This window comes from Actinoplanes sp. NPDC049265 (genome assembly GCF_043197135.1).
Taxonomy (GTDB): domain Bacteria; phylum Actinomycetota; class Actinomycetes; order Mycobacteriales; family Micromonosporaceae; genus Actinoplanes.
Map to the genome: position 1 here is coordinate 547,191 of NZ_JBICSP010000001.1, position 25,735 is coordinate 572,925.

Sequence of the window (25,735 nt, forward strand, 5' to 3'; positions counted from 1 at the left end):
GTGCGCCCCCAGCGCGGGTCCCGACCGGGCGAGTCAGGGAGATGGGAATGACGACGACGGCAACGAGGCCGGGTTCGGCGCGTGCGCGCGCCGCCATCGCGGCGAAGACGTTGCGTACCGATCGGTGGTGGTTCGCGCCGCTGATCACTTTTGTGGGCTTGAGCGCGTGGGTCATCTACGCGACTGTCCGCGTGTTCATGCACAAGTGGTATTTCGTCGAGACGTACCACTACCTGACGCCGTTCTACTCACCGTGCATCACCGACCGGTGCGTCCCCGACGCGGCTCATTTCGGCACCCCGCTGCCGAGTTTCTGGCTGATCCCGGAGGCGGCCTTCACGCTGCCGTTCCTGCTGCTCTTCCGGCTCACCTGCTACTACTACCGGAAGGCGTACTACCGGGCGTTCTGGCTGTCGCCGCCGGCCTGCGCGGTGCCGGACGGGCACAAGACCTACTCGGGCGAGACCAGGTTCCCGCTGCTGGGTCAGAACCTGCACCGGTACGCGTTCTACGCCGCCGGGATCATCTCGCTGATCAACACCTGGGACGCGATCATCGCGTTCCGCAGCGGCGACGGCTTCGGCTTCGGGCTGGGCAACATCATCCTGGTCGGCAACGTGGTGATGCTCTGGGCGTACACGTTGTCCTGCCACTCCTGCCGGCACATCGCCGGCGGGCGGCTCAAGCACTTCTCCAAGCACCCGGTGCGATACCGCTTCTGGACCTTCGCGTCCAAGCTGAACGCCCGGCACATGATGCTGGCCTGGATCACCCTGGGCACGCTCGCGCTGACCGACTTCTACATCATGGCCCTGTCCGCCGGCTGGTTCCCCGACCTGCGGTTCGTTGGCTGAGGGACAACCTGACGTGACCACGCGAATCGAACGACACCACTACGACGTCGTCGTGATCGGCGCCGGCGGCGCCGGCCTGCGGGCGGCCATCGAGGCCCGGCTCGCCGGCAAGAAGACGGCCATCATCTCCAAGTCCCTGTTCGGCAAGGCGCACACCGTCATGGCCGAGGGCGGCGCGGCCGCCGCCATGGGCAACGTGAACAGCCGTGACAACTGGATGGTCCACTTCCGCGACACCATGCGCGGCGGGAAGTTCCTGAACAACTTCCGGATGGCCGAGTTGCACGCCAAGGAGGCTCCGGAACGCATCTGGGAGCTGGAGACCTACGGCGCGCTGTTCGATCGGACCAAGGACGGCAAGATCTCGCAGCGGAACTTCGGCGGTCACGAGTACCCGCGGTTGGCGCACGTCGGCGACCGCACGGGGCTGGAACTGATCCGCACCCTGCAGCAAAAGATCGTGTCGCTGCAGCAGGAGGACAAGCGCGAGTTCGGCTCGTACGACGCCCGCATCAAGGTCTTCTCCGAGACCACCATCACCGAGCTGATCCTGGACGGCGACGCGGTGGCCGGGGCGTTCGGCTACTACCGTGAGACCGGTGAGTTCCTGCTGCTCGAGGCCCCGGCCGTGGTGCTGGCGACCGGTGGCGTCGGCCGCAGCTACAAGGTGACCTCGAACTCCTGGGAGTACACCGGCGACGGCCACGCGCTCGCCCTGCGGGCCGGCGCCACGCTGATCAACATGGAGTTTCTGCAGTTCCACCCGACCGGCATGGTCTGGCCGCCCTCGGTCAAGGGCATCCTGGTGACCGAGTCGGTGCGCGGTGACGGCGGCGTGCTCAAGAACTCCGACGGCAAACGCTTCATGTTCGACTATGTCCCCGACGTGTTCCGCAAGCAGTACGCGGAAACCGAGGAGGAAGCCGACCGCTGGTACACCGACCCGGACAACAACCGGCGCCCGCCCGAGCTGCTGCCCCGCGACGAGGTCGCCCGGGCGATCAACAGCGAGGTCAAAGCCGGCCGGGGTACGCCCGCCGGCGGCGTCTACCTGGACGTGTCGAGTCGCATGCCGGCCGAGACGATCATCAAGCGGCTGCCCTCGATGCACCACCAGTTCAAGGAACTGGCCGACGTCGACATCACCAAGGAGCCGATGGAGGTCGGTCCCACCTGCCACTACGTGATGGGCGGGGTGGAGGTCGACCCGGACACCGGCGCCGCCTCGGGTCACGTCGAGGGGCTGTTCGCCGCGGGCGAGGTGTCCGGCGGCATGCACGGCTCCAACCGGCTGGGCGGCAACTCGCTGTCCGACCTGCTGGTGTTCGGCAAGCGGGCCGGGGAGCACGCCGCCGCGTACACCGACGCCCTGGCCAAGCGGCCGAAGGTCGCCACCTCCGACGTCGAGCAGGCGGTCGACACGGCCCTGGCCCCGCTGAGCCGGCAGGCCGGGGAAAACCCGTACACGCTGCAGCAGGATCTGCAGGCCGTGATGGGTGACCTGGTCGGCATCATCCGGCGCGAGGGCGAGTTGTCCGACGCGCTCAAGCGGCTGCAGGATCTCAAGGCCCGGGTGGCCAACGTCGGCGCGATCGGCGGCCGCAAGTACAACCCGGGCTGGCACCTTGCCCTCGACCTGCGCAACATGCTGGTCGTCTCCGAGTGCACGGCCAAGGCGGCGCTGGAGCGGGAGGAGTCGCGCGGTGGCCACACCCGCGAGGACCACCCGGGCATGAACCCGGAGTGGCGCCGGGTCAACCTGGTCTGCTCGGTCGACGACGCCGGGGACGTGCTGCTGGAACGCAAGCCGCTGCCGAAGATGCGGGACGAGCTGATCAGCCTGTTCGACCGCACCGAGCTGAGCAAGTACATGACCGACGAGGAGCTGGCGGAGTTCGACGCCATCGCCGGGGAGGCGAAGTAATTGGGCACCAAGCGTCACTTCCGCGTCTGGCGGGGCGACTCGTCCGGCGGGGACATCCAGGACTACGACGTCGAGGTCAACGAGGGTGAGGTCGTCCTCGACATCATCCACCGGCTGCAGGCGACGCAGGCGCCCGACCTGGCCTGCCGCTGGAACTGCAAGGCGGGCAAGTGCGGCTCGTGCTCGATGGAGATCAACGGCATGCCGCGGCTGGGCTGCATGACCCGGATGTCGACCTTCGAAGACGACGAGACCATCTCGATCACGCCGCTGCGGACCTTCCCGGTCATCCGCGACCTGGTCACCGATGTCTCGTACAACTACGAGAAGGCCCGGGAGACGCCGGCCTTCGCGCCGCCGGCGGATGTCAAGCCGGGCGACTATCGCATGCAGCAGGTCGATGTCGAGCGGTCCCAGGAGTTCCGCAAGTGCATCGAGTGCTTCCTCTGCCAGAACACCTGCCACGTGGTCCGCGACCACGAGGAGAACAAGGAGGCGTTCTCCGGGCCGCGGTTCTTCATCCGGGCCGCCGAGCTGGACATGCACCCGCTGGACGCGCGGACCGACCGCAAGAACTACGCCCGTGACCACCAGGGCTTGGGCTACTGCAACATCACCAAGTGCTGCACCGAGGTCTGCCCCGAGCACATCAAGATCACCGACAACGCGATCATCCCGATGAAGGAGCGCGTGGTCGACAACAAGTACGACCCGCTGGTCTGGCTCGGCCGCAAGATCTTCCGCCGGGACGAGTTGGAGAAGCAGTCCCGCGAGCCTTCGCCCGCCACCAACATGGCGCCCAGCAACACCATGGGCGTCACTGGCGTCGCCTCCGGGACCACCACGCCGTTCTCCAGCGCCCGTCTGCCGGAGGCGCCCGAGGTGGCCGCCGACGGCAAGCTCGACGTGGCCGAGCTCCTGTCGCAGAAGCAGGGCGGGCCGTCGCCGTTCGGTGACGAGCACGAGTTCCCGCTGGCCACCGACCGGGTCACCTACCATCACCCGGAACCAGAGAAAGATCAGAAGCACACCCATTAGCACAGGCGTACGATGGGCGGCATGACCGCCTATCAGCCGTCGATGTTCGACCTGATGAGCGGCCCGGCCGCGGCGATCGAGCCGCTGCCGGGCCGCCTCGTCCGGCACACCCTGACCGCCGGCGCCTGGGTCGACGTGCTGCCCGGCTGGGTCCAGGGCTCCGACCCCGTCTTCGAGACCCTGCTGGCCGACGTCGACTGGCGGGCCGAGCGCCGGCCGATGTATGACGGTGTCGTCGACGTGCCGCGGCTCCTGCGGTGGTATTCGGGCCGCGAGGAACTGCCGCATCCGGCGCTGACCGAGGCGAAGGCCCGGCTCAACGCCTACTACGCCGACGAGCTGGGCGAGGATTTCGTCACCGCCGGCATGTGCCTCTACCGCGACGGCCGCGACAGTGTCGCCTGGCACGGCGACACCCTGGGCCGCTCGGCCCGGCACGACACCATGGTGGCCATCGTGTCGTTCGGCTCGCCCCGCAACCTGATGCTGCGCCCCCGGGCCGGGGGCCACGAGACGCTGCGCCTCCCCCAGGGTCACGGCGACCTGATCGTGATGGGCGGCTCGTGCCAGCGCACGTGGGAGCACGCCATCCCCAAGACCGCCAGGCCGGTCGGCCCTCGGGTCAGCGTCCAGTTCCGCCCCACCGGCGTCGCCTGACCGTCAGCCGCCGACCCGGGTCGGGTCAACCGGGGCGTAGGCCGACGCGTGACGAGCGCGGAGAGGCGGAGCGGCGGCGATCACCGTGACGCTCGCGACCAGGGTGGCGGCGAGCCGTCCGCCGGGCCGAGCGAAGAGAGTGATCAAAGCATCGCTTTTCATCTATGCGCGGCGCAGAATGACGAGGTGGCCGGCAACACCAGCGTAACAAGTCATTGACAAGCCGACCGAGAAACTTACACTCGCAGTGTAATAAGTTTCCATCGAGCGTTATCCCTTGTGGACGCTTCCCTCAGAGCTGAGGTGGGTCGATGGCCGAGCAGGATCCCGACGACAACCAAGGGCTGGCCCTGCATCGGATCGGGGTGCGGTTCGGCGGGCTGGTGGCCCTCGACGACGTCTCGCTGCGCGTGCCGCCCGGCCGTACCGTCGGGGTGATCGGGCCCAACGGTGCCGGCAAGACCACCCTCTTCAACGTGGTGTGCGGGTTCGTGCCGCCGGCCACCGGCGCCATCACGCTGGACGGCCGGGCGCTGCGTCCGAAGCCGCACCGGCTGACCCGGCTCGGCATCGCCCGCACGCTGCAGGGAGTCGGGCTGTTCGGCGGTCTGTCGGTGTTGGACAACGTGCTGGCCGGCACGGGCCACGCGGCCACAGCGGGCTTCGCGGCGGCACTGTTCGGGCTGCCGCGGTCGGAACGGGACGAGCGCCGGCGGCGGGGCGACGCGATGGAGGCGCTGCGCCTGTGCGGGGTCGCCGAACACGCACCCACGCTGCCGGGCGGCCTCCCCTACGCCGTCCGCAAGCGGGTGGCCCTGGCCCGCGCGCTGGTCGCCCGGCCGCGGCTGCTGCTGCTCGACGAGCCGGCCGGTGGCCTCGGCGCCGACGAGATCACCGGGCTGGGCGAGCTGATCCGGGGCCTCGACTGCTCGGTGCTGCTGGTCGAGCACCACATGGACCTGGTCATGTCCATCTGCGACGACATCCTGGTGCTCGACTTCGGCAAGCCGGTCGCCTTCGGGTCGCCGGGCGAGATCCGCGCCAATGACGCCGTCACGGCGGCCTACCTGGGGGAAGCGGCGTGAGCGCGCTCCTCGAGGTCACGGGGCTGACCGCGGGTTACGGGGCGGCGCCCGTACTCCATGACGTCGATCTGAGCATCGAGCCGGGCCAGATCGTCGCGGTGCTGGGGGCCAACGGCGCGGGCAAGACCACGTTGCTGCGTACGCTCAGCGGTCTGGTCAAGCCGTCCAAAGGAGAGGTACGCCTGGACGGCACCGACCTGCGCGCCACCCGGGTCGAGCAGATGGTGCGCCGCGGCATCGCCCACGTGCCCGAGGGCCGCGGCGTGGTCACCGAGCTGACCGTGGACGAGAACCTGCGCCTGGGCGGGCTGTGGCGCCGCGACCAGGCCGACGCCCGCGCGGCCCGGGCCGAGGTCTACGAGCTGTTCGAGCCGCTGGCCCGGCGTAAGCGGCACCCGGGCCACCAGCTGTCCGGCGGCGAGCGGCAGATGCTCGCGCTGGGCCGGGCGCTGATCGGCCGGCCGCGCCTGATGCTGCTGGACGAGCCGTCGCTGGGCCTGGCACCGCGGGTCATCGCCCAGATCATGGGCCTCTTGCGCGACCTGCGGGACCGCACCGGGCTGACCGTGCTGCTGGTCGAGCAGAACGTACGCAGCGCACTGTCCATCGCCGATGCCGGGGTGGTCATGTCGCTAGGCCGCATCGTCACTCGCAGCGACGCGGCGACGTTGCGGGCCGACGACGAGCTCCGGCACGCGTACCTGGGTTTCTGAGGGGGCCGAGTGGACCGCTTCATCTTCCTGACCTTCGACGGGCTCAGCCGGGGCGCCGTGTACGCCGCCTTCGCGCTGTCCCTGGTCCTGATCTGGCGGGCGGCGCGGATCGTCAACTTCGCCCAGGGCGCGATGGCCGTGGCGACCGCGTACGCCGGCTACTCGGTGGCCGGCGCGACCGGCTCGTACTGGCTCGGCTTCGTGGTCGCGCTGGCCGGCGGCCTGCTGCTGGGCGCGGGCGTGGAGCGGGTGGTGATGCGCTTCGTCGACCATTCGTCCCCGCTCAACGGCGTGGTCGTGGCGCTCGGCCTGGTCCTGGTCATCCAGGCGGCGCTGGGCATGATCTACGGCAACGAGTTCCTCCCGGCCGCGGCGCCGTTCGACCGGGACGCGTTCGTGGTCGGCGGGATCGCGCTGCTGTCGCGGTTCGATCTGTTTGTCGGTGGCGCGGTGCTCGCCGTGGTGGCGTTGCTGGTGTTGCTGTTCACGCGGACCGCGATCGGCCTGCGGATGCGGGCGGCGGCCTTCGCCCCGGACGTGTCCCGGCTGCTGGGGGTGAACGTCGGCGGGATGCTGACGCTGGGCTGGGCGCTGGCCGCGGCGGTCGGTTCGCTGGCCGGGATGCTGGTCATCCCGACCGAGCTGGGGCTGCATCCGAACGCCATGGACGTCGTGTTCGTGTCGGCGTTCACCGCGGCGGTGGTGGGTGGCCTGGACAGCGCGGTCGGGGCGGTGGCCGGTGGGGTGATCGTCGGGTTGCTGCTGTCGTACGTCAGTGGCTATCTCGGTGCGACGGTGGCGCCCATCGCGGTGCTCGCGCTCCTGCTCGTCGTGCTGCTGGGCCGGCCCGGCGGCCTGTTCGGCCGGGCGAAGGCGAGGGCGGCGTGACCGATCTCGAGGAGCGGGTCCGGGTCCAGGTGCCGGCACCCGTGCGAAAGAGCAGGCACATCGCCCTCGTACTGCTCGGGGCCGTGATCATCCTGGCCCTGAGCTATGTCCTGCCGCCGTTCCGGAACTACCAGCTGGCCACGGTCGGCGCCTACCTCTGCGTGACGGCCGGCCTGACCGTCCTGACCGGGTTGAACGGCCAGCTGTCGTTGGGCCACGGCGCCCTGATGGCGGTCGGCGCCTACACGCTGGCGCTGACTCAGAACTCGCTCGCGGGAAACGGGCTGGGGCAGTGGACTCTGCTGGTGGCGGTGCTGGCCGCGATCGTCGTGACCACTGTCGCCGGCGCGGTGGTGGGACTGGCCGCGGCCCGGTTGCGGGGACCGTACCTCGCCGGGCTCACGCTGGCGGTCGCGGTCGTGGTGCCGGCCATCACCAGCACCTGGGACGGGACCTTCAACAGCGACCAGGGCCTGTCCGTCGCCGTCGACCCGCCGCCGGTGGCGCTGGGGTACGACTTCCCGTACGAACGCTGGCAGGCCTGGCTGACCTGGGCCGGTGCCCTGCTCACGCTGCTCCTGCTGGCCAACCTGGTCCGCAGCCGGTTCGGGCGCGACCTGACGGCCGTCCGGGACGACGAGACCGCGGCCCGGCTGGCCGGCGTCAACGTCGCGCGTACCCAGGTGCTGGCGTTTGTCGTCAGTGCCGCCTGTGCCGGCCTGGGCGGGGCGTTGATCGCGGTGCTCTCGCAGAGCGTCAGCCCGGGCGCGTTCCCGCTCGCCCTGTCGCTGTTCCTGCTGATGGCCATCGTGATCGGCGGCCTGGGCCGGTTGAGCGGCGCGCTCTGGGGTGCCGTCCTGCTGGTCGTGCTGCCGGCCGTCACCCATTCGATCACCGACTCGATCGACGTGTCCCCCGCGCTGGCCCAGCGGCTGGAGGGCAACCTGCCGCTGGCCATCTTCGGCGTGGTGCTGATCGTCGTGATGCTCGCGTTCCCGGGCGGAATCGCCTCCCTCCCTTCGAGAATCCGCAGGAGAAGAAGATGAGACGCATCGCGCAGGTCGCCGTCGTCGCTCTGCTGTTCGCCGCCACCGCTTGCTCGGGCGACGGCGGAGGCGGCGCTTCGAAAGACACCCCCGGGGTGACCGACGCCGGGATTCTGATCGGCACGCACATGCCGCTGACCGGCCCGGCGGCGGCCGGCTACTCGAAGATCGCGCCGGCCAGCAAGGCGTACTTCGACTACGTGAACGCGAACGGCGGCGTGCACGGCCGCAAGATCACCTACAAGGTCATGGACGACACCTACAACCCGGCGACCACCCAGCAGGTGGTCCGCGAACTGGTGCTGCAGGACAAGGTCTTCGCGATCTTCAATGGCTTGGGTACGGCCACCCACACCGGCGTCCTCGACTTCCTCAAGACCAACCGGGTGCCCGACCTGTTCGTCAGCTCGGGCAGCCGCAGCTGGAACCAGCCGCAGAAGTATCCGGGCACGTTCGGCTTCAACCCGGACTACACGGTCGAGGGCAAGGTTCTGGGCACGTACGTCAAGACCACCTTCCCCGGCCAGAAGGTCTGCTTCCTGGGCCAGGACGACGACTTCGGCCGGGACAGCCTGCTCGGTTTCGAAAAGGGTCTGGGCGCCCCGGTCACGGCCAAGCAGACCTACGTGACCAGCAACCCGAACGTCGGCCCGCAGATCGGCGCGTTCAAGGCGGCAGCGTGCGAGGTGGTCATGCTCGGCAGCATCCCGGGTTTCACCGCGCTCTCGCTGGGGACCGCGGCCAAGATCGGGTACAAGCCGCAGTTCGTGGTGTCCAATGTGGGCTCCGATCCGGCCACGCTGACCAAGTCGCTGGGCGCGGCGGCCCCGGCGCTGCTCGAAGGGATCATCGCCGAAGGCTATCTGCCACTGAGCAATGAGGACGGCAATCCCTGGATCCAGCTCTTCAAGAAGGTCAACGCCCAGTACAACGGCGGCGCCGAGTTCGACAACCTGGTGGTGTACGGCATGGCCGGGGCGTACCTGCTGGTGCAGGCCCTGCAGGCGGCGGGCCAGGACCTGACCCGCGAAGGAATCATCGAGGCGGTCGAGAAGGGCGGCTTCGCCGGCGGACCGGGCCTGGCGCCCCTTCGTTTCTCGAAGGACGATCACTCCGGATATGGTGGCATGCGGCTCACGAAGATCACCGGCGGCAAGGCCGTGTTCTTCGGTCCCACCTACCAGACGGACGCGAAGGACGGGCCGGTCAAGGACTATCCGGCACCTCCGGCGACACCTCCGGCGAATGGTATTCCCCCCGCTTCCTGACCGACCGGTTGCGGCCCTTCGCCGGGTCGGACAAGGTTGGCGGCGGGCCTGCGCCCGATTACGGTTTGCAGCCTCGGTGCAAATTCTGACGGGAGATGTGATGACACAGCTGACCGGCACGGTGGCGATCGTTACGGGCGCGAGCCGGGGGATCGGTTTCGCCATCGCCCAGCGGTTCGTAGCCGACGGTGCCCGGGTGGCCATCACCGGGCGCAACGCGGAGACCCTGGCCGCCGCGGCCAAGGAGCTCGGCGGCCCGGAGGTGGCGATCGACGTGGCCGGTAAGGGTGACGACCCGGAGCACCGCGCCGCCGTCGTCGCCGCCACCACCGACCGCTTCGGCCCGGTCAACACGCTGGTCAACAACATCGGCATCAACCCGGCGTACGGTCCGCTGGAGAACGTCGATCTCGACGCCGCCCGCAAGATGCTCGAGGTCAACGTGCTCGGCACGCTCGGCTGGGTGCAGGAGGCGCTGCGCGGCGGGCTGGCCGGCACCGGCGGCTCGATCGTGAACATCTCCTCGGTCTCCGGAGTGCGCCCGGCGCCCGGCATCGCCTTCTACGGCATCACCAAGGCGGCGCTGATCCACCTCACCGAAGAGCTCGCTGTCGAGCTGGCGCCCACCGTCCGGGTGAACGCCGTGGCACCGGCCGTGGTCAAGACCAAGTTCGCCACCGCGCTCTATGAGGGCCGCGAGGCCGAGGTGTCGGCCACCTACCCGTTGAAGCGGCTCGGCGAGCCCTCCGACGTGGCCGGCGCGGTGGCCTTCCTGTGCTCCGCGGACGCGGCCTGGATGACCGGGCAGACCTTGATCATCGACGGTGGCGTGACGCTGACCGGTGTCGTCCAGTGAACGCCAAACGCGTCGTGGTCACCGGTGCCGGTGGTGGCATCGGTGCCGCCATGGCCCGCCGGTTCGCCGCCGGCGGAGCCCAGGTGATCGTGAACGACCTCGACGAGGCGGCCGCGTCGGCCGTCGCGGCCGAGATCGGAGGGCGGGCGGTGCCCGGCGATGCCGGTCGTGAGGCCGACGTGGCGCGCCTGGTCGACACCGCCTGGGACGAGCTCGGCGGCATCGATCTCTTCTGCGCCAACGCCGGCGTGCTGACCGGAGGCGGCCCCGAGACGCCGGACCAGGCCTGGCTGCGCGATTTTCAGGTCAACGTCATGAGCCACGTGTACGCCAGCCGGGCGCTGCTGCCGCGCTGGCTGGCCGCGGGCCGGGGCCACCTGCTGGTCACCGTCTCCGCCGCCGGTCTGCTGACCCTGCTCGGCAGCGCGTCGTACTCGGTCACCAAGCACGCGTCGCTGGCCTACGCCGAGTGGCTGCGGGCCACCTACGCGCACCGCGGCCTCAAGGTGCAGGCGTTGTGCCCGCAGGGCGTACGCACCGACATGCTGCTCCGCGACGACGGCCAGTCGGCCAGCAGCGCCCTGCTCGCCGAGGGCGCCCTGGACGCCGGCGAGGTCGCCGACGTGGTGTTCGACCAGGTCGAGCTGGACGGCTTCCTGATCCTGCCGCACCCCGAGGTGGCCGACTACGCCCAGCGCCGGGCGGCCGACCCGGACCGCTGGCTGGCCGGGATGAACAAGATCCAGCGGAGCTTCGAGTGAAGGGGCTCAACCTCGACGCGCTGCGTTCGTTCCTGGGGACCGGGCCGCTGAGCGCGACGATGTTCGCGGGCGGGCGCTCCAACCTGACCTACGCGGTGACCGACGGCGAGACCCGCTGGGTGCTCCGCCGCCCGCCGCTGGGTCACGTGCTGCCCACCGCGCACGACATGGTCCGCGAGCACCGGGTGCTGTCGGCCCTGTCCGCGGCCGGTTTTCCCTGCCCCGCACCGGTCCGGCTGTGCACCGACCCCGGCGTCATCGGCGCCCCGTTCTACCTGATGGAGCACGCCCCCGGCCGCATCTACCGGGACGTCACCGACCTCGAGGACCTCGGCCCCGAGCGGATGCACCGGCTCGTCCTCGATCTGGTCGACACGCTCGCCGACCTGCACGCGCTCGACCCCGCAGCGATCGGGCTGGGCGACTTCGGCCGGCCCCAGGGCTTCAACGAGCGCCAGGTCCGCCGCTGGAAGAAGCAGCTGGACGCCTCCCGCAGCCGCGAGGTGACCGGCATCGACGAGCTGCACGCCCGCTTGGCCGTACACATCCCCGAGGGCGACGGCGCCGTCGTGCACGGCGACTTCCGGCTCGACAACGTGCTGATCGACGACAACCTCGAGGTCAGCGCGGTGCTCGACTGGGAGATGTCGACGCTGGGCGACCCGCTCAGCGACGTCGCCCTGATGCAGGTGTACGCCGGCCGGCCGTTGCTGGACCAGAACGGCGAGCCGCGCGCCCCGCTGACCGTTCCCGGCCACCCGACGCTGCCCGAGATGGCCACCCGGTACGCCGAACGCAGCAAGCGGGACGTTTCGGACCTGCACTGGTACGTGGCGTTCGCCTGTTTCAAGCTCGCGGTGATCCTGGAAGGCGTCCACTACCGCTACGTGCAAGGTCAGACCGTCGGGGCGGGCTTCGACGCGGTCGGAAGCATGGTGGCGCCTCTGGTCACACAGGGGCACGAGGCTCTGGAGGAATAGATGGACTTCGGGTACGACGAAAAGACCGAGGACTACCGCAAGCGGCTCCTCGCGTTCATGGACGAGTTCGTCTACCCGCTGGAGGCGACGTTCGAGGCCGACGGCTGGGGTCCGCCCGCCTCGCTGGAACCGCTGAAGGCCGAGGCCAAGGCGCGCGGCCTGTGGAACCTCTTCCTGCCCGGCGAGCACGGTGCCGGCCTGACCAACCTGCAGTACGCGCCGCTGGCCGAGATCACCGGCCGCAGCCCGTCGATCGCTCCGGCCGCGCTCAACTGCGCCGCCCCGGACACCGGCAACATGGAGGTGCTGGCCGAGTTCGGCTCCGCTGACCAGCGGGAACAATGGTTGAAGCCACTGCTGGCGGGCGAGATCCGGTCCGCCTTCGCGATGACCGAGCCGCAGGTCGCCTCGTCCGACGCCACCAACATCGGCACCCGGATCGTCCGCGACGGCGACGACTACGTGATCAACGGGCACAAGTTCTACATCTCCGGGGCGATGAACCCGAACTGCAAGATCTTCATCGTGATGGGCAAGACGGACCCCGAGGCCGCCCGGCACGTGCAGCAGAGCCAGATCCTGGTCCCGCGGGACACACCCGGAGTGACGGTCAAGCGGGGCATGACGGTCTTCGGTTACGACGACGGCGATCACGGAGGGCACGCGGAGGTCCTTTTCGAGAATGTTCGCGTACCCGCGACGAACCTGATCGGTGTCGAGGGCGGCGGCTTCGCCATCTCCCAGGCGCGCCTCGGACCCGGCCGGATCCACCACTGCATGCGGCTGATCGGCATGGGCGAACGCGCCCTGGAACTGATGTGCACCCGGGCGCTGGCCCGCGAGCCGTTCGGGAAGCCGCTGGCCGAGCAGGGCGTGGTGCGGGACTGGATCGCCGAGGCCCGGGTACGCATCGAGCAGGCCCGGCTGCTGGTGCTCAAGGCCGCCTGGCTGATGGACACGGTCGGCAACAAGGGCGCGCACACCGAGATCCAGGCCATCAAGATCGTCACGCCGGCGACCGTCGAATGGATCGTGGACAAGGCCATCCAGGCCCACGGCGCGGCCGGGGTGGGCCAGGACACGCCGTTGGCCCGGCTGTGGGCGGCGGCCCGTACGCTCCGATTGGCCGACGGGCCCGACGAAGTGCACAAGCGCTCGCTGGCCCGGCGCGAGCTCGAACGATACCGGAGCCCACGATGACCACACCGACCCCGCGCGTGGACGGTCGCACCGCCCGCTCCGAGCGCACCCGCAACGCCATCGTGGACGCGCACGTCACCCTGATCACCGACGGCGACATGCGCCCGACCGCCGACCGCATCGCCAAGCTGGCCGGGGTGTCGCTGCGTGCCCTGTGGAGCCACTTCGCCGACATGGAGGCGCTGATGACGGCCAGCGCCCAGCGGATACTGGAACGGCGGGACGCGGCTCACCGGCCCATCTCACCCGACCTTCCGCTGGCCGAGCGCATCGACCGATACTGCCGGCAGCGGGCCAAGCTCAACGATCTCGTCGGCCCGGCCGCCCGCGCGGCGGCGCTGAAGGAGCCGTTCTCGCCCGCCCTTCAGCGCTACCGCAAGCTGCACGTCGAACGCGCCCGCGACGAGGTGGCCGCCCTTTTCGCCGATGTCATCGCCGACGACCAGGAACTCCTCGACGCGATCACGGTCGTCAGCATGTGGAACATGTGGGACACCCTGCGTACCCCCATGGAACTCACCTCCGAAACCGCCGCCGCCATCCTCCACCGCACCGTCTCGGCCCTGCTGACCAAGCATTAGTGGTAGCCCAGCGCGGCATCCGCGACCCGGACACCGCCCGGGCCTACCACCGTCAAAGCCCGTGATACCGAGCGCCGGCCTACCACTGTCACAGCTTGTGGTAGGCGGCCGCGGGGGTCAGAGCAGGACCACTGAGCGGGCGCCCTCGCCGCGGGACATGCGGTCGAAGGCGGCCGGCACGTCGGCCAGGCCGATCCGCTCGGTGACCAGGTGGTCCAGCGCGAGGCGACCGGCCAGCACGTCGTCCGCCAGCTGCGGGACCTCGACGTCGGGGTCGGCGTTGCCGTAGACCGAGGACCGCAGCGTGCGCGCCGACGAGAAGATGTCCAGCGCGCTCAACTCGACCAGGTCGTCGTGCCGGCCCATGCCGACCACGGTGACCTGGCCGCCGCGCCGGGTCGCCCGCCACGCGGCGCGGATCGTCGCCGATCGGCCCACGCACTCGAAGGCGTGGTCGGCGCCGCGGCCCTCGGTGCGGGCGCGTACCTCCTTGGCCAGGCCGTCCGACGCGACCAGGAAGTCGGTCGCGCCGGCCGACGAGGCCAGTTCCTTCTTGGCCTCGCTGACGTCGACCGCGATGACAGTGGTCGCGCCGGCCGCCCGGGCCGCCGCGACGACCGCCAGGCCGACCCCGCCAAGGCCGATGACCAGCACCGATTCGCCCGGCGCGACCCGTGCGGTGTTGCGGACGGCGCCCGTTCCGGTCAGCACGGCACAACCCAGCAGCGCGGCCGAAGCCCAATCCAATCCGGTGGGTACGCCGATGACGGCGTTCTCGCCGACGACCACCTGCTCGGCGAACGCGCCCAGCCCCAACGTCACGTAGGCCGGCTCGCCGTCGATCGTGCTGCCGTTGGCCAGAGCCGCGATGCCGCTGGTGGTGGCGCACAGCCACGGCTGGCCGTGGGTGCAGAACCAGCACATGCGGCAGGCCGGCTGCCAGTTCAGCGCCACCTGGTCGCCGGTCTGGACGCGGGTCACGCCGTCGCCGATCTCGACCACCTCGCCGGCCGCCTCATGCCCCAGGATCAGGGGGTACGGCGGGCGCAGGGTCCCGTTGACCATGGACAGGTCGGAGTGGCACACCCCGGCCGCCCGGATCGCCACCCGCACCTCGCCCGATCGGACCGGCGGCAGTTGCACCTGGGCCAGGGCGGGCGCCGAGCCGGGCGCGCGGGCCACCACCGCGGACACCGTCGTACTCATCGCTGGATCGCCTTCACCTGCTGGAACTCCTCCAACCCGAACGAGCCGAGCTCACGTCCGACGCCGGACTGCTTGTAGCCGCCGAACGGGGCCAGCGGGTTGAACCGGCCGCCGTTGACGTCGACCGCGCCGGTCCGCATCCGCCGGGCCACCGCCATCGCCCGGTCCGGTTCGCCCCAGACGCCGCCGGCCAGGCCGTAGCGCGAGTTGTTGGCGATCCGTACGGCGTGGTCGTCGTCGTCGAACGGGATGATCGACAGCACCGGCCCGAAGATCTCCTCCTGGGCGAGTTCGCTGTCCGGGTCGACGTCGGCGAAGACGGCCGGCGCCACGAAGTAACCCTTGTCCGGCACCGGGACGCTCGGGGAGACCAGTTTGGCGTCGGCCCGCTCGATGAAGCCGAGTACGCGGTCCCGTTGCGCCGCCGAGACCAGCGGACCGAGCCGGGTCGCCGGGTCGAACGGATCGCCGACGGTGAACGCCCCCGCCACCTGACCGGCCAGGGCGACCGCGTCGTCGTAGGCGCTGCGGTGCACCAGCATCCGGGTCCAGGCCGTGCACGTCTGCCCGGAGTTGAGGAACGCGTTGCCCACGCCGGTCTTCACCGCCTTGGCGACGTCGGCGCCCTCGAGGATCACGTTGGCCGATTTGCCGCCCAGTTCGAGCGCGACCTTGGCGATCCGGTCGGCGGCGGCGTGGGCGATGGCCCGGCCGGTCGCGGTCGAGCCGGTGAACGAGACCATGTCGACGCCGGGGTGTCCGGCGATCGCCGCCCCGACCACCGGTCCGGTGCCGGTGACGAGATTCAGGACCCCGTCGGGTACGCCGGCCTCGACCGCCGCGTCGGCGAGCAGGTAGGCCACCAGCGGGGTCAGCTCGCTCGGCTTGAGCACCACGGTGCAGCCCGCGGCCAGTGCGGCTGCCACCTTGGCCACGACCTGGTGCAGTGGATAGTTCCACGGGGTGATCGCGCCGACCACGCCGACCGGTTCGCGGACGACCAGCGAGTTGCCGATGGCCGGCTCGGTCACCGGGCCGGCGGCCAGGTCGGCGTACCCCCGGAGAACCGCGAGCGGCAGACCGGCCTGGACCGCCTGGGCGATCTTGAGCGGCGTGCCGAGTTCGAGCCCGACGGTCCGGGCGATGTCGTCGGCACGCGCCGCCAGGGCGGTGTGCAGACGGTCCAGCACGGCGCCACGCTCGGCCATCGGCGTCGTGGCCCACCCGTCGAAGGCGTCGCGGGCCGCGGCGACGGCGGCGTCCACATCGGAGGACGTGCCCGCGGGCACCGTGCCCAGCACCTCCTCGGTGGCCGGGTTGATCACCTCGATCACCTCGGACGACGCCGGGTCCACCCAGGCGCCACCGACGAAGAACCTGTCACGTGTCATCGTTCCGCCTCGCTCTGCAGCTGGGATTCGAGGCCGGAGACCAGCGTCTCCAGGCCGAGGACGAACGCGCCCTCGTCCACCCGCTGGCGATGTTCGGCGAGGTGGTGGGCGTGGTGAAGATGGGGGTAGTGCGCGTACAGCTCCGGGTCCTCGGGGAAGCCGAGGGCGAACGACCCCAGCGCGGACCCGGTGACCAGGTAGCGCAGCAACGCGCCGATGTGGGTGGCGCGCGACGGTGACCAGCCGGCCCGGATCAGCGCGCCGTAGACGGCGTCGGCCATGCCCAGTGCGGCCGGGTTGCGTCCCGGGCCGCGGGCCAGCACCGGCACGATGTTGGGGTGCGCGCTGAGCACGGCATGGTACGACTGCGCCCACGACCGCAACGCCTTGCCCCAGTCGTTGTCCCCGAAAGCCGAGATGTCGACTTCGGCGATCACCGCGTCGGCGACCGCGTCCAGAATTTCGGCTTTCGTGGCGAAGTGGTTGTACAGCGATGGACCGGCGACGCCCAACTCGGTGGCGAGCCGGCGGACCGACACCGCGTCCAGCCCTTCGGCGTCGACCAGCGCGGCGGCCGCCTCGACGATCCGCTCACGGGTGAGCAGAACCTGTCGCGGCCGAGCCATCGGGCCTCCAAGGTTGCACTGGACGTGTGAAAACTTACGCCGCTAGTTTATCCATATGGACTTCTCTCTCAGCGATGAGGAACGCGCGATCCGTGACACTGCCCGTCAGTTCATCGCGAAGGAGGTGATGCCGCTGGAGGCGGAGGTGCTGCGGCGCGAGCGCAACCATCGGCCCGGCCTGGAGCGTGGCGAGCTGGTCGAACTCCGGCAGAAGGCCAAGAAGTTCGGGTACTGGGGGCTGGGCACGCCCGAGCAGTACGGCGGCATGGACCTGCCCGCGGTGATGCAGTCGCTGATCTGGACCGAGGTCGGCCGCACGTTCGTGCCGTTCAGCTTCGGCGGCGAGGCCGACAACATCCTGTACTACGCCAACGAGGACCAGAAGCGCGAGTTCCTCGTCCCGACCATCGAGGGCGAGCGGATCTCCTGCTTCGCGATCACCGAACCGGGCGCCGGGTCGGACGCGGCCAACATCAAGCTCAGCGCTCGCCGGGACGGCGACGACTGGGTGCTCAACGGCGAGAAGACGTTCATCACCAACGGCAACGACGCCGACTTCTGCATCGTCGTCGCGGTCACCGACCGGGAGAAGGGCGTTCGCGGCGGGGGTACGACGGCGTTCCTGGTCGACCGCTCGATGGGCTGGACCTCCGAGGTGATCGAGACGATGGGCGAGGCCCGGCCGGCGTCGCTGATCTTCGACGACGTCCGCGTACCGTCGCGCAACATCCTCGGCGAGATCGGCCAGGGCTTCGAGCTGGGCATGAAGTGGATCGGCCGCGGCCGCTACCTGATCCCGTCGGCCGCGCTGGGTTCCGCGGAGCGCGCTCTGGGCATGGCCGTCGAGTATGCCAACACCCGCGAGACCTTCGGGCGCAAGATCGGTGAGAACCAGGCCATCCAGTGGATGATCGCCGACTCCGAGGTCGAGCTCGAGGCGGCCCGCTGGCTCATCCTGCGCGCCGCCTGGACGGTGGACCAGGGCATCGATCCGCGTCATGCTTCGTCGATGGCCAAGCTCTACGGCGCCGGCATGGTCAACCGGGTGATCGACCGGGTCATGCAGATCCACGGCGGCATGGGTTACACCCGCGAACTGCCGATCGAACGGTGGTACCGCGCGGTCCGCCTGATCCGCATCTACGAGGGCACCGACGAGATGCAGCGCCTGATCATCTCCCGGGATCTGCTCCGGGGGTACACCAAGATCGGAGGACATCTGGCATGACAGTTCTCTCCCTCGCGACGATCCTGGCCGAAGCCGCTCGCAAGCGACCCGACAAGGTCGGCGTCATCGACCACACGGGCACCCGCCTGACCTATTCCGAGCTGTGGGCCGAGGCCCGCACGTGGGCGGCCGGGCTGCGGGAGCTCGGCGTACGCCCGGGTGACGTGATCGCCCTGCAGATCCCCAACGTCATCGACTTCCCCCGCGCCTACTACGGCGCCCTGGCCGCCGGCGCGGTCATCGTGCCGGTGCATCTGCTGCTGACGCCGGAGGAGATGGCCTACGTCCTGAAGGACAGCGGCGCCTCCCTGCTCGTCGCCCACCCCAGCCAGCTCGAGACCGCGACCGCGGCCGCCGCCCGGGCCGACGTCCGGCTGATCAGCACGGCTGACGTCCCGCAACCGGCGCCGCTGCACACGTACGTGACCCGCGAGGCCGAGGACACCGCGGTCATCTTCTACACCAGCGGCACCACCGGTCAGCCCAAGGGCGCCCTGCTGACCCACCTCAACCTGGTCATGAACGCGACAGTGAACACCTTCGACGTGCACGACCCGCGGCCCGACGACATCTCGATGGGCTGCCTGCCGCTGTTCCACACGTTCGGGCAGAGCGTCGCGATGAACGGCACGTTCCGAGCCGGCGGCACGCTGGTCCTGTTGCCCCGGTTCACCGGGGAGGCAGCGATCGACCTGATGGTCCGGGAGGGCGCGACGATCTTCTACGGCGTGCCGACCATGTTCATCGGGTTGCTGGAGGCGGCGCCCAAGGCGGCCCAGCTGCCCGGTCTGCGGCTGGCCTTCTCCGGCGGGGCGTCGCTGCCGGTGGCCGTACTGGAGAAGTTCTCCGAGATCTTCAAAGCCCCGATCTACGAGGGGTACGGGCTGTCCGAGACCTCGCCGACGGCCACCACCAACCAGCCCGCCTTCGGGACGCGACCGGGCACGATCGGGCACCCGATCTGGGGCGTCGAGGCCGAGATCGCCCGGGCCGAGATCGACGAGCGGGTCGAGTTCCTGCCCACCGGCGAGCTGGGCGAGATCGTGATCCGCGGGCACTGCGTCTTCGCCGGCTACCACAACCGGCCCGAGGCCACCGCCGAGGCGCTGGTCGACGGCTGGTTCCGCACCGGCGATCTGGGCCGCAAGGACGAGCTGGGCTTCATCACGATCGTCGACCGCAAGAAGGATCTGGTCATCCGGGGCGGCTTCAACGTCTATCCGCGCGAGGTCGAGGAGGCGCTGGCCCGGCATCCGGCGGTGCACCAGGTCGCGGTGATCGGCGTGCCCGACGCCACGCTGGGCGAGGAGGTCTGCGCGGTCGTGGTGGCCGACGCCGGCTTGTCCGAGGGCGACCTCATCGAGTGGAGCAGGGAGAGGCTCGGCCGGCACAAGTACCCGCGGCAGGTCCGATTCGTCGAGTCGCTGCCGCTCGGCCCCAGTTTCAAGGTGCTCAAGCGGGAGCTACGGAAGACCTTCGCCCGATAACAACCGGGGCAGTTCGGCGACTATCGGCTTGTCCGCCGGGAGCCACCGCACGCTGGTCAGCTCGTCCGGGCCGAGCCAGCGCATCGCGGTGTGTTCCAGGGCGCGCGGGACGTCGCCGCCGAGCAGCTCGACCGCGAAGACCCGGAGCACGGCCCGTCCGTGGGCGAGCGGCACGTCCGGTCCGACGCGCTCGCCCACCCGGACGCGTACGCCCAGCTCCTCCACGCACTCCCGGGCCAGCGCCTCGGCGTCGGTCTCGCCCGGTTCGACCTTGCCGCCGGGGAACTCCCACTTGCCGGCCACCTCGGGCGGAGCCGACCGCTCGCAGGCCAGCACCCGGCCACCCATGATGATCACCGCCGCCACAATCACTCTGGGTGATGACGCGGGGCTGACAGGGCGTTCCGAGCGCATGGAGTGAGACCTTGCCACAAAAAGTCACCGTTCAGGTTGCCCCGAGCCGTCCCGATCGTCGGGAGAACACGGATATGTGGGCGTGGACATAGTTGACGCGGCAGACAAGACTGTCAGGACCGACCATGACGACACAGCGACAGTTTGGCCACAAGCCGGCAACAACGCCAAGGGGGTGCGGCGATGCGGGCCAGAAGGCGGCGCGGGGCTAACTCTTCCGACTATCTGTCCGACGCGCTCGCCCTGTTGCAGGGCTGGACGCGCGACGGCATCGAACTGCGTCGAGAGCTGGCGTGCGACGACAGCCAGCATGCCGCGCTGACCGAGCGGATCAAAGTGGCGGCCGACACACTGCGCATACGTCCCGCGATCCGGCGTACGGACGGTCACACCCAGATCAGCCTGAGTGCGGGCGAAGGCGACACCATCACCGACGGCCAGGTGACCCTGGCGGCCCGGATCGAGGACGCGTACAAGACGGTGGTCGGGGCTTCTTAAGCTGAGATCATGACCGAGCCCGTGTACGACAAGAAAGACCAGTTCAAGCAGATCGAGAGCGGCCTCCTCGAGGGCGAGCAGATCATCGCCGTGTACGACGCGGTCGGCGTCGGGACCGGGTTCATCGGGCTGACCACGCGCCGGGTGATCATCCAGGACAAGTCCTTCATGGGGAAGCGCTTCGCGATCACGAGCATCCCGTACTCGAAGATCAGCAGCGTCTCGGTGGTCAGTAACAAGAGTTTCGTCGGCCAGTACTTCTCGACCGGCAACATCGCCATCACGGTCGGCACCCACGTGTACGAGGTCGAGTTCCGGGGATCCGAGAAGACGCACCACGTACACAATGTGATCTTGCACTACACCTCATAGGACTTTTGTTCCGGAACGCAAAACTATTTACAGCTCCGCCCAAAGTCGCCTAGGGTCGCGTCACACGCCGGTAACAATCCCCTGGGAGCGGAGCCATGCGCCGCACACATCGATTTATCTACACTCTTGGATCGGCGCTTCTGGTCGCGGGCCTCCTGGCCATCCCTCACGCGGCCGACGCGCACACCATCGACCCCTCCGACTTCCAGCAGGTCACCCTGGCCAAAGGCGTCGCCGAGACTGGCGAACCGATGGCCCTCGCGGTGCTGCCGGACCGCTCGGTCCTGCACACCGCCCGGGACGGGACACTGCGCCGCACCGACGCGGCCGGCGCCACCCGGGTGATCGGCACCCTCGCGGTCTACACCCACGACGAGGAAGGGCTGCAGGGCGTCGGCGTCGACCCCGGCTTCGCCTCCAACCGGTTCATCTACCTCTACTACGCGCCGCCGCTGAGCACCCCGGCCGGCGACGCGCCCGCCACCGGCTCCAACTGGACCGCCTGGCAGGGCGTCAACCGGCTGTCCCGGTTCACCCTGAACGCCGACTTCACCCTCAACACGGGCAGCAAGGTGGACGTCCTCGACGTCAAGACCGACCGGGGCATCTGCTGCCACGTCGGCGGCGACATCGACTTCGACGCGGCCGGCAACCTCTACCTGTCCACCGGGGACGACAGCAACCCGTTCGACTCGGCCGGCTTCTCGCCGATCGACGAGCGCACCGACCGCAACCCCGTCTACGACGCCCAGCGCAGCGCCGGCAACACCAACGACCTGCGCGGCAAGGTGCTGCGGATCAAGGTGCAGGCCAACGGTACGTACACCATCCCGGCCGGCAACCTGTTCGCGCCGGGCACGGCCAACACCCGGCCCGAGATCTACGCGATGGGCTTCCGCAACCCGTTCCGCCTCAGCGTCGACAAGCAGACCGGCGTCGTCTACGTGGGCGACTACGGTCCGGACGCGGGCACCGCCGACGCCAACCGCGGACCCAGCGGGCAGGTCGAGTTCAACCGGATCACCAGCGCGGGCAACTACGGCTGGCCGTACTGCACCGGCTCGAACACCTCGGCCGAGACCTACAACGAGTGGAACTTCGCCACCAACTCGACCGGGCCCAAGTACAACTGCTCCGGCGGGCCGACCAACAACTCGTTCCGCAACACCGGGCAGAGCACGCTGCCACCGGCCCGCCCGGCCTGGATCCGGTACGGCGGCGACGCGGGCAGCCCGTCCGAGTTCGGCAGCGGCTCCGAGTCGCCGATGGCCGGCCCGGTCTACCACTTCGACGCCAGCCTGAACTCCCCGACCAAGTTCCCGGCCGACATGGACAACCAGTTCTTCGCCGGCGAGTTCGGGCGGGGCTGGATCAAGCCGATCCACCTCAACAGCGACGGCTCGCGCGGCACCATCGACAGCTTCCCGTGGGCCGGCAAGCAGGTCATGGACATGGCCTTCGGCCCCGACGGCGCGTTGTACGTGCTGGACTACGGCACCGGCTACTTCAACGGCGACGCCAACTCGGCGCTCTACCGGTTCGACTACCTGGCCGGCGCCAACCGGGCCCCGATCCCGGTCGCCTCGGCCAACCCGACCTCGGGACAGGCGCCGCTGACGGTGGCGTTCTCGTCGGCCGGATCGTCCGATCCGGACGGTGACGCGATCACGTACTCGTGGAACTTCGGCGACGGCGGCACCTCGACGGCGGCCAACCCGAGCCACACGTACACGGCCAACGGCACCTACAACGTGACGCTGACCGCCCGGGACTCCGGCGGGGCCACCGGCACCGCCAGCGTCCAGGTCGGCGTGGGCAACACGGCGCCGACGGTCACCATCAACTCGCCGGCCGACGGGTCGCTGTTCTCGTACGGCGACACGGTTCCGTTCAACTTCACCCCCTCCGACCCGGAGGACGGCTCGATCAACTGTGCCCGGGCCAAGATGACCTACATCCTCGGCCACGACAACCACGGTCACCAGATCACGTCGGTGAACGGCTGCTCCGGGCAGATCACCATCCCGGTCGACGGTGAGCACGACAGCGCGGCCAACATCTTCGCGGTCTTCGACGCCGAGTACACCGACGCCGGCGGCCTGATCACGCACAAGCAGAACATCCTGCAGCCGCGACACCGGCAGGCCGAGCACTTCAAGACCTCGTCCGGAATCACGCTGATCGACAAGGGTCAGGCCGAGGGCGGCCGGACGGTCGGCGACATCAACAACGGCGACTGGATCGCGTTCAACCCGTACCGGATCAACAACGTCACGTCGTTCACCGCCCGGGTCTCCTCCGGGGGCACCGGCGGCACGCTGCAACTGCGCACCGGCTCACCGACCGGCACCGTGGTCGGCTCGGCGACCGTGCCGGTGACCGGGTCGTGGGAGACGTTCGCCGACGTCAGCGGGACGGTCAGCGGGGCGCCGGCGGCGACCACCACGCTCTACCTGACCTTCGCCGGCTCCGGCACCGCGGCACTGTTCGATCTGGACGCCTTCACGCTGAACACCGGCTCGACCGGCCGTACCGGCCCGATCCGCGGTCTGGCCAGCAAGTGCCTCGACGTGGACGGCGCGAAGACCGCCGACGGTACGAAGATCCAGCTCTACACCTGCAACAACAGCAGCGCCCAGAACTTCACGGTGGCCGCCAACGGCACACTGCAGGTGCTGGGCAAGTGCCTGGACGTGGCCGGCGGCGGCGCCGCCCCCAACGGCACCAAGGTTCAGCTCTACACCTGCAACAACTCCGGGGCGCAGGTCTGGTCGGCGCAATCCGACGGGACCGTGCGGAATCCCGCGTCCGGCCGCTGCCTGGACGTCTCCGAGAACAATCCCGCCGACGGCCAGCAGATCCACGTCTGGGACTGCGTGGCGGGAGCGGCCAACCAGAAGTGGGTGTTGCCATGATCGGTCGAGTACTGGCGGCGGTGTCCCTGATGTCGGCGGTCGCGCTGGCTCCGGCGGGACCGGCGTCCGCCGCCGACGCACCGTACGACGTCCTCGTCTTCTCCAAGACCGCCGGGTTCCGGCACGACTCCATCCCGGCCGGCATCCAGCTGGTCCGTGACCTGGGCGCGGCCAACTCGTTCACGGTGACCGCCACCGAGGACGCCGGCGCGTTCACCACCGCGAACCTCGCCAACTACGAGGCCGTGGTCTTCATGAGCACGACCGGGGACGTGCTCAACGCGAGCCAGCAGACGGCGTTCGAGTCGTACATCCGCGGTGGCGGTGGCTACGTCGGTGTGCACGCGGCGGCCGACACCGAGTACGACTGGCCGTTCTACGGCGAACTGGTCGGCGCCTGGTTCGACTCGCACCCGGCGATCCAGCAGGCCACCATCCGTACCCAGGACCGGGCCCACCCGGCGACCGCGCAGCTGCCGCAGGCCTGGAACCGGACCGACGAGTGGTACAACTACCGCACCAACCCACGGTCGACGGCGCACGTGCTGTCCACGTTGGACGAGTCCACGTATTCCGGCGGCAACATGGGCGGCGACCACCCGATCACCTGGTGCAAGACGCTGAGCGGGGGCCGGTCCTTCTACACCGGCACCGGCCACACCCAGGAGTCGTACGCCGACCCGACCTTCCGGCAGCAGCTGCTCGGCGGCATCCGGTACGCGGCCAAACGGGTCAACGCCGACTGCCGCCCGGAAACCGGCTACACCACGCTCTACAACGGGTCGACCACCGGCTGGTCACAGGCCGGCCCGGGGTCGTTCACCAACACCGACGCCACGCTGACCTCGACCGGCGGCATGGGCCTGTTCTGGTACTCGGCCAAGCAGTTCACCAGCTACTCGCTGAAGCTCGACTGGAAGATGACCGACGACGACAACAGCGGTGTCTTCATCGGCTTCCCGCCGTCCACCGACCCCTGGTCGGCGGTCGACAACGGTTACGAGATCCAGATCGACCCGACCGACGCCGACGACCGGACCACCGGTTCGGTCTACACGTTCAAGTCGGCCGACCTGGCCGCCCGGAACGCCGCGCTCAACCCGCCCGGCGCGTGGAACACCTACGAGCTGCTGGTCGAGGGCGAGCACCTGCAGATCTTCCTCAACGGGACGAAGATCAACGACTTCACCAACACCAATTCCGTACGCTCGCTGGCCGGCCATATCGGCATCCAGAACCACGGCGACGGTGACACGGTGGCGTTCCGCAACGTCCGCATCAAGGAACTCGGTGGCACCCCGCCGCCGACCGGCACCGGCCCGATCGTCGGCCTGGCCAACAAGTGCCTCGACGTGGACGGGGCCAAGACCGCCGACGGTACGAAGATCCAGCTCTACACCTGCAACAACAGCAACGCGCAGGTCTGGACCCGCACCGGCAACACGTTCCGCGCCCTGGGCAAGTGCCTCGACGTGGAAGGCGGCAAGACCGTGGACGGCACCAAGGCCCAGCTCTACACCTGCAACAACAGTGGCGCCCAGAACTGGACGCCGCAGTCCAACGGCACCATCGTCAACCCGCAGTCCGGCAAGTGTCTCGACGTGAGCGACGCCAACCCGGCCGACCGTCAGCAGATCCACATCTGGACGTGCACCGCAGCGGCGAACCAGATCTGGAGACTGCCCTAGCCCCAGCGTCCCCGCGGGCCCCGGGACCTCCATCCCCCGGCGGCCCGCGGGGCTTCCCC

General features: G+C 69.7%; 24 protein-coding genes. 20 read left to right on the forward strand and 4 right to left on the reverse strand.

Features of this window, described 5'->3' with window-relative positions:
- Positions 1-47: 47 nt before the first annotated feature.
- The 14 genes from ACGFIO_RS02675 (at position 48) to ACGFIO_RS02740 (ending at position 13,851) form a co-directional block, all read left to right on the forward strand.
- Entirely contained in the window at positions 48-854 is an 807-nt protein-coding gene (locus ACGFIO_RS02675; RefSeq protein ID WP_392821095.1) for a hypothetical protein, read from the forward strand.
- Positions 855-867: 13 nt separating this feature from the next.
- Positions 868-2,778 (forward strand): fumarate reductase/succinate dehydrogenase flavoprotein subunit, encoded by a 1,911-nt coding sequence (locus ACGFIO_RS02680; RefSeq protein WP_392821097.1) that lies wholly within the window; start codon positions 868-870, stop codon positions 2,776-2,778.
- On the forward strand, positions 2,779-3,816 hold the full coding sequence (locus tag ACGFIO_RS02685) for a succinate dehydrogenase/fumarate reductase iron-sulfur subunit (protein WP_392821099.1): 1,038 nt from the start codon (positions 2,779-2,781) through the stop codon (positions 3,814-3,816).
- Between the two features lie 21 nt (positions 3,817-3,837).
- Positions 3,838-4,473: an alpha-ketoglutarate-dependent dioxygenase AlkB gene (locus ACGFIO_RS02690; protein ID WP_392821101.1), complete on the forward strand. Its 636-nt coding sequence runs from the start codon at positions 3,838-3,840 to the stop codon at positions 4,471-4,473.
- A 311-nt stretch (positions 4,474-4,784) separates the two neighbouring features.
- Positions 4,785-5,558: an ABC transporter ATP-binding protein gene (locus tag ACGFIO_RS02695; protein WP_392821103.1), complete on the forward strand. Its 774-nt coding sequence runs from the start codon at positions 4,785-4,787 to the stop codon at positions 5,556-5,558.
- On the forward strand, positions 5,555-6,271 hold the full coding sequence (locus tag ACGFIO_RS02700; protein WP_392821105.1) for an ABC transporter ATP-binding protein: 717 nt from the start codon (positions 5,555-5,557) through the stop codon (positions 6,269-6,271). The genes ACGFIO_RS02695 and ACGFIO_RS02700 overlap by 4 nt, the downstream gene beginning before the upstream one ends.
- A 9-nt stretch (positions 6,272-6,280) precedes the next feature.
- Entirely contained in the window at positions 6,281-7,159 is an 879-nt protein-coding gene (locus tag ACGFIO_RS02705; protein WP_392821108.1) for a branched-chain amino acid ABC transporter permease, read from the forward strand.
- Positions 7,156-8,205 (forward strand): branched-chain amino acid ABC transporter permease, encoded by a 1,050-nt coding sequence (locus tag ACGFIO_RS02710; RefSeq protein WP_392821110.1) that lies wholly within the window; start codon positions 7,156-7,158, stop codon positions 8,203-8,205. Before ACGFIO_RS02705 ends, ACGFIO_RS02710 begins: the two co-directional genes overlap by 4 nt.
- Positions 8,202-9,473, forward strand: coding sequence for an ABC transporter substrate-binding protein (locus tag ACGFIO_RS02715; RefSeq protein ID WP_392821113.1), 1,272 nt, complete (start codon positions 8,202-8,204; stop codon positions 9,471-9,473). The genes ACGFIO_RS02710 and ACGFIO_RS02715 overlap by 4 nt, the downstream gene beginning before the upstream one ends.
- A 100-nt stretch (positions 9,474-9,573) precedes the next feature.
- Positions 9,574-10,329 carry an SDR family oxidoreductase gene (locus ACGFIO_RS02720; protein WP_392821115.1) on the forward strand — a complete coding sequence of 252 codons (756 nt, stop codon included), beginning with the start codon at positions 9,574-9,576 and terminating at the stop codon, positions 10,327-10,329.
- A complete protein-coding gene (locus tag ACGFIO_RS02725; RefSeq protein WP_392821117.1) occupies positions 10,326-11,090 on the forward strand; it encodes an SDR family oxidoreductase in 765 nt (254 codons plus the stop codon). The genes ACGFIO_RS02720 and ACGFIO_RS02725 overlap by 4 nt, the downstream gene beginning before the upstream one ends.
- Positions 11,087-12,070: a phosphotransferase family protein gene (locus ACGFIO_RS02730; protein WP_392821119.1), complete on the forward strand. Its 984-nt coding sequence runs from the start codon at positions 11,087-11,089 to the stop codon at positions 12,068-12,070. The genes ACGFIO_RS02725 and ACGFIO_RS02730 overlap by 4 nt, the downstream gene beginning before the upstream one ends.
- Positions 12,071-13,270, forward strand: coding sequence for an acyl-CoA dehydrogenase family protein (locus tag ACGFIO_RS02735; RefSeq protein ID WP_392821122.1), 1,200 nt, complete (start codon positions 12,071-12,073; stop codon positions 13,268-13,270).
- A complete protein-coding gene (locus tag ACGFIO_RS02740; protein ID WP_392821125.1) occupies positions 13,267-13,851 on the forward strand; it encodes a TetR/AcrR family transcriptional regulator in 585 nt (194 codons plus the stop codon). Before ACGFIO_RS02735 ends, ACGFIO_RS02740 begins: the two co-directional genes overlap by 4 nt.
- Before the next feature lie 117 nt (positions 13,852-13,968).
- On the opposite strand, the gene ACGFIO_RS02745 is transcribed toward ACGFIO_RS02740, so the two are convergent.
- The 3 genes from ACGFIO_RS02745 to ACGFIO_RS02755 are packed head-to-tail and all read right to left on the reverse strand — an operon-like array spanning position 13,969 to position 17,074.
- Positions 13,969-15,057 (reverse strand): alcohol dehydrogenase catalytic domain-containing protein, encoded by a 1,089-nt coding sequence (locus ACGFIO_RS02745; protein ID WP_392821127.1) that lies wholly within the window; start codon positions 15,055-15,057, stop codon positions 13,969-13,971.
- Entirely contained in the window at positions 15,054-16,448 is a 1,395-nt protein-coding gene (locus ACGFIO_RS02750; RefSeq protein ID WP_392821129.1) for an aldehyde dehydrogenase family protein, read from the reverse strand. Before ACGFIO_RS02750 ends, ACGFIO_RS02745 begins: the two co-directional genes overlap by 4 nt.
- The gene (locus tag ACGFIO_RS02755) at positions 16,445-17,074 is read right to left on the reverse strand and encodes a TetR/AcrR family transcriptional regulator (protein WP_392821132.1); all 630 of its coding nucleotides are present in this window, start codon (positions 17,072-17,074) and stop codon (positions 16,445-16,447) included. The genes ACGFIO_RS02750 and ACGFIO_RS02755 overlap by 4 nt, the downstream gene beginning before the upstream one ends.
- A 55-nt stretch (positions 17,075-17,129) precedes the next feature.
- Here ACGFIO_RS02755 and ACGFIO_RS02760 point away from each other — a divergent pair, with 55 nt between their 5' ends.
- Both ACGFIO_RS02760 and ACGFIO_RS02765 read left to right on the forward strand, forming a co-directional pair.
- Positions 17,130-18,302 (forward strand): acyl-CoA dehydrogenase family protein, encoded by a 1,173-nt coding sequence (locus ACGFIO_RS02760; protein ID WP_392821134.1) that lies wholly within the window; start codon positions 17,130-17,132, stop codon positions 18,300-18,302.
- The gene (locus ACGFIO_RS02765) at positions 18,299-19,789 is read left to right on the forward strand and encodes a long-chain fatty acid--CoA ligase (RefSeq protein ID WP_392821137.1); all 1,491 of its coding nucleotides are present in this window, start codon (positions 18,299-18,301) and stop codon (positions 19,787-19,789) included. Before ACGFIO_RS02760 ends, ACGFIO_RS02765 begins: the two co-directional genes overlap by 4 nt.
- On the opposite strand, the gene ACGFIO_RS02770 is transcribed toward ACGFIO_RS02765, so the two are convergent.
- On the reverse strand, positions 19,766-20,203 hold the full coding sequence (locus tag ACGFIO_RS02770; protein WP_392821140.1) for a (deoxy)nucleoside triphosphate pyrophosphohydrolase: 438 nt from the start codon (positions 20,201-20,203) through the stop codon (positions 19,766-19,768). The two genes, ACGFIO_RS02765 and ACGFIO_RS02770, sit on opposite strands and share 24 nt — an antisense overlap.
- A gap of 183 nt (positions 20,204-20,386) precedes the next feature.
- Between ACGFIO_RS02770 and ACGFIO_RS02775 the strand changes: the two genes are divergently transcribed.
- The 4 genes from ACGFIO_RS02775 to ACGFIO_RS02790 all read left to right on the forward strand — a co-directional run bounded on the left by ACGFIO_RS02775 (position 20,387) and on the right by ACGFIO_RS02790 (position 25,676).
- Positions 20,387-20,701 (forward strand): 4a-hydroxytetrahydrobiopterin dehydratase, encoded by a 315-nt coding sequence (locus ACGFIO_RS02775; protein WP_392821142.1) that lies wholly within the window; start codon positions 20,387-20,389, stop codon positions 20,699-20,701.
- A gap of 9 nt (positions 20,702-20,710) precedes the next feature.
- Complete coding sequence (locus tag ACGFIO_RS02780) at positions 20,711-21,073, forward strand: PH domain-containing protein (RefSeq protein WP_392821145.1); 363 nt, start codon at positions 20,711-20,713, stop codon at positions 21,071-21,073.
- 95 nt (positions 21,074-21,168) lie between these two features.
- Positions 21,169-23,988 carry a PQQ-dependent sugar dehydrogenase gene (locus ACGFIO_RS02785; RefSeq protein ID WP_392821146.1) on the forward strand — a complete coding sequence of 940 codons (2,820 nt, stop codon included), beginning with the start codon at positions 21,169-21,171 and terminating at the stop codon, positions 23,986-23,988.
- Positions 23,985-25,676, forward strand: a complete 1,692-nt coding sequence (locus ACGFIO_RS02790) for a ThuA domain-containing protein (protein WP_392821149.1) — start codon at positions 23,985-23,987, stop codon at positions 25,674-25,676. Before ACGFIO_RS02785 ends, ACGFIO_RS02790 begins: the two co-directional genes overlap by 4 nt.
- Positions 25,677-25,735 lie beyond the last annotated feature (59 nt).

Coding starts and splice junctions, on each gene's coding strand:
- ACGFIO_RS02675 (WP_392821095.1), top strand. CDS start 48: ATGACGACGACGGCAACGAGGCCGGGTTCGGCGCGTGCGCGCGCCGCC.
- ACGFIO_RS02690 (WP_392821101.1), top strand. CDS start 3,838: ATGACCGCCTATCAGCCGTCGATGTTCGACCTGATGAGCGGCCCGGCC.
- ACGFIO_RS02695 (WP_392821103.1), top strand. CDS start 4,785: ATGGCCGAGCAGGATCCCGACGACAACCAAGGGCTGGCCCTGCATCGG.
- ACGFIO_RS02715 (WP_392821113.1), top strand. CDS start 8,202: ATGAGACGCATCGCGCAGGTCGCCGTCGTCGCTCTGCTGTTCGCCGCC.
- ACGFIO_RS02720 (WP_392821115.1), top strand. CDS start 9,574: ATGACACAGCTGACCGGCACGGTGGCGATCGTTACGGGCGCGAGCCGG.
- ACGFIO_RS02735 (WP_392821122.1), top strand. CDS start 12,071: ATGGACTTCGGGTACGACGAAAAGACCGAGGACTACCGCAAGCGGCTC.
- ACGFIO_RS02740 (WP_392821125.1), top strand. CDS start 13,267: ATGACCACACCGACCCCGCGCGTGGACGGTCGCACCGCCCGCTCCGAG.
- ACGFIO_RS02745 (WP_392821127.1), bottom strand. CDS start 15,057: ATGAGTACGACGGTGTCCGCGGTGGTGGCCCGCGCGCCCGGCTCGGCG.
- ACGFIO_RS02750 (WP_392821129.1), bottom strand. CDS start 16,448: ATGACACGTGACAGGTTCTTCGTCGGTGGCGCCTGGGTGGACCCGGCG.
- ACGFIO_RS02755 (WP_392821132.1), bottom strand. CDS start 17,074: ATGGCTCGGCCGCGACAGGTTCTGCTCACCCGTGAGCGGATCGTCGAG.
- ACGFIO_RS02760 (WP_392821134.1), top strand. CDS start 17,130: ATGGACTTCTCTCTCAGCGATGAGGAACGCGCGATCCGTGACACTGCC.
- ACGFIO_RS02765 (WP_392821137.1), top strand. CDS start 18,299: ATGACAGTTCTCTCCCTCGCGACGATCCTGGCCGAAGCCGCTCGCAAG.
- ACGFIO_RS02770 (WP_392821140.1), bottom strand. CDS start 20,203: ATGCGCTCGGAACGCCCTGTCAGCCCCGCGTCATCACCCAGAGTGATT.
- ACGFIO_RS02775 (WP_392821142.1), top strand. CDS start 20,387: ATGCGGGCCAGAAGGCGGCGCGGGGCTAACTCTTCCGACTATCTGTCC.
- ACGFIO_RS02780 (WP_392821145.1), top strand. CDS start 20,711: ATGACCGAGCCCGTGTACGACAAGAAAGACCAGTTCAAGCAGATCGAG.
- ACGFIO_RS02785 (WP_392821146.1), top strand. CDS start 21,169: ATGCGCCGCACACATCGATTTATCTACACTCTTGGATCGGCGCTTCTG.
- ACGFIO_RS02790 (WP_392821149.1), top strand. CDS start 23,985: ATGATCGGTCGAGTACTGGCGGCGGTGTCCCTGATGTCGGCGGTCGCG.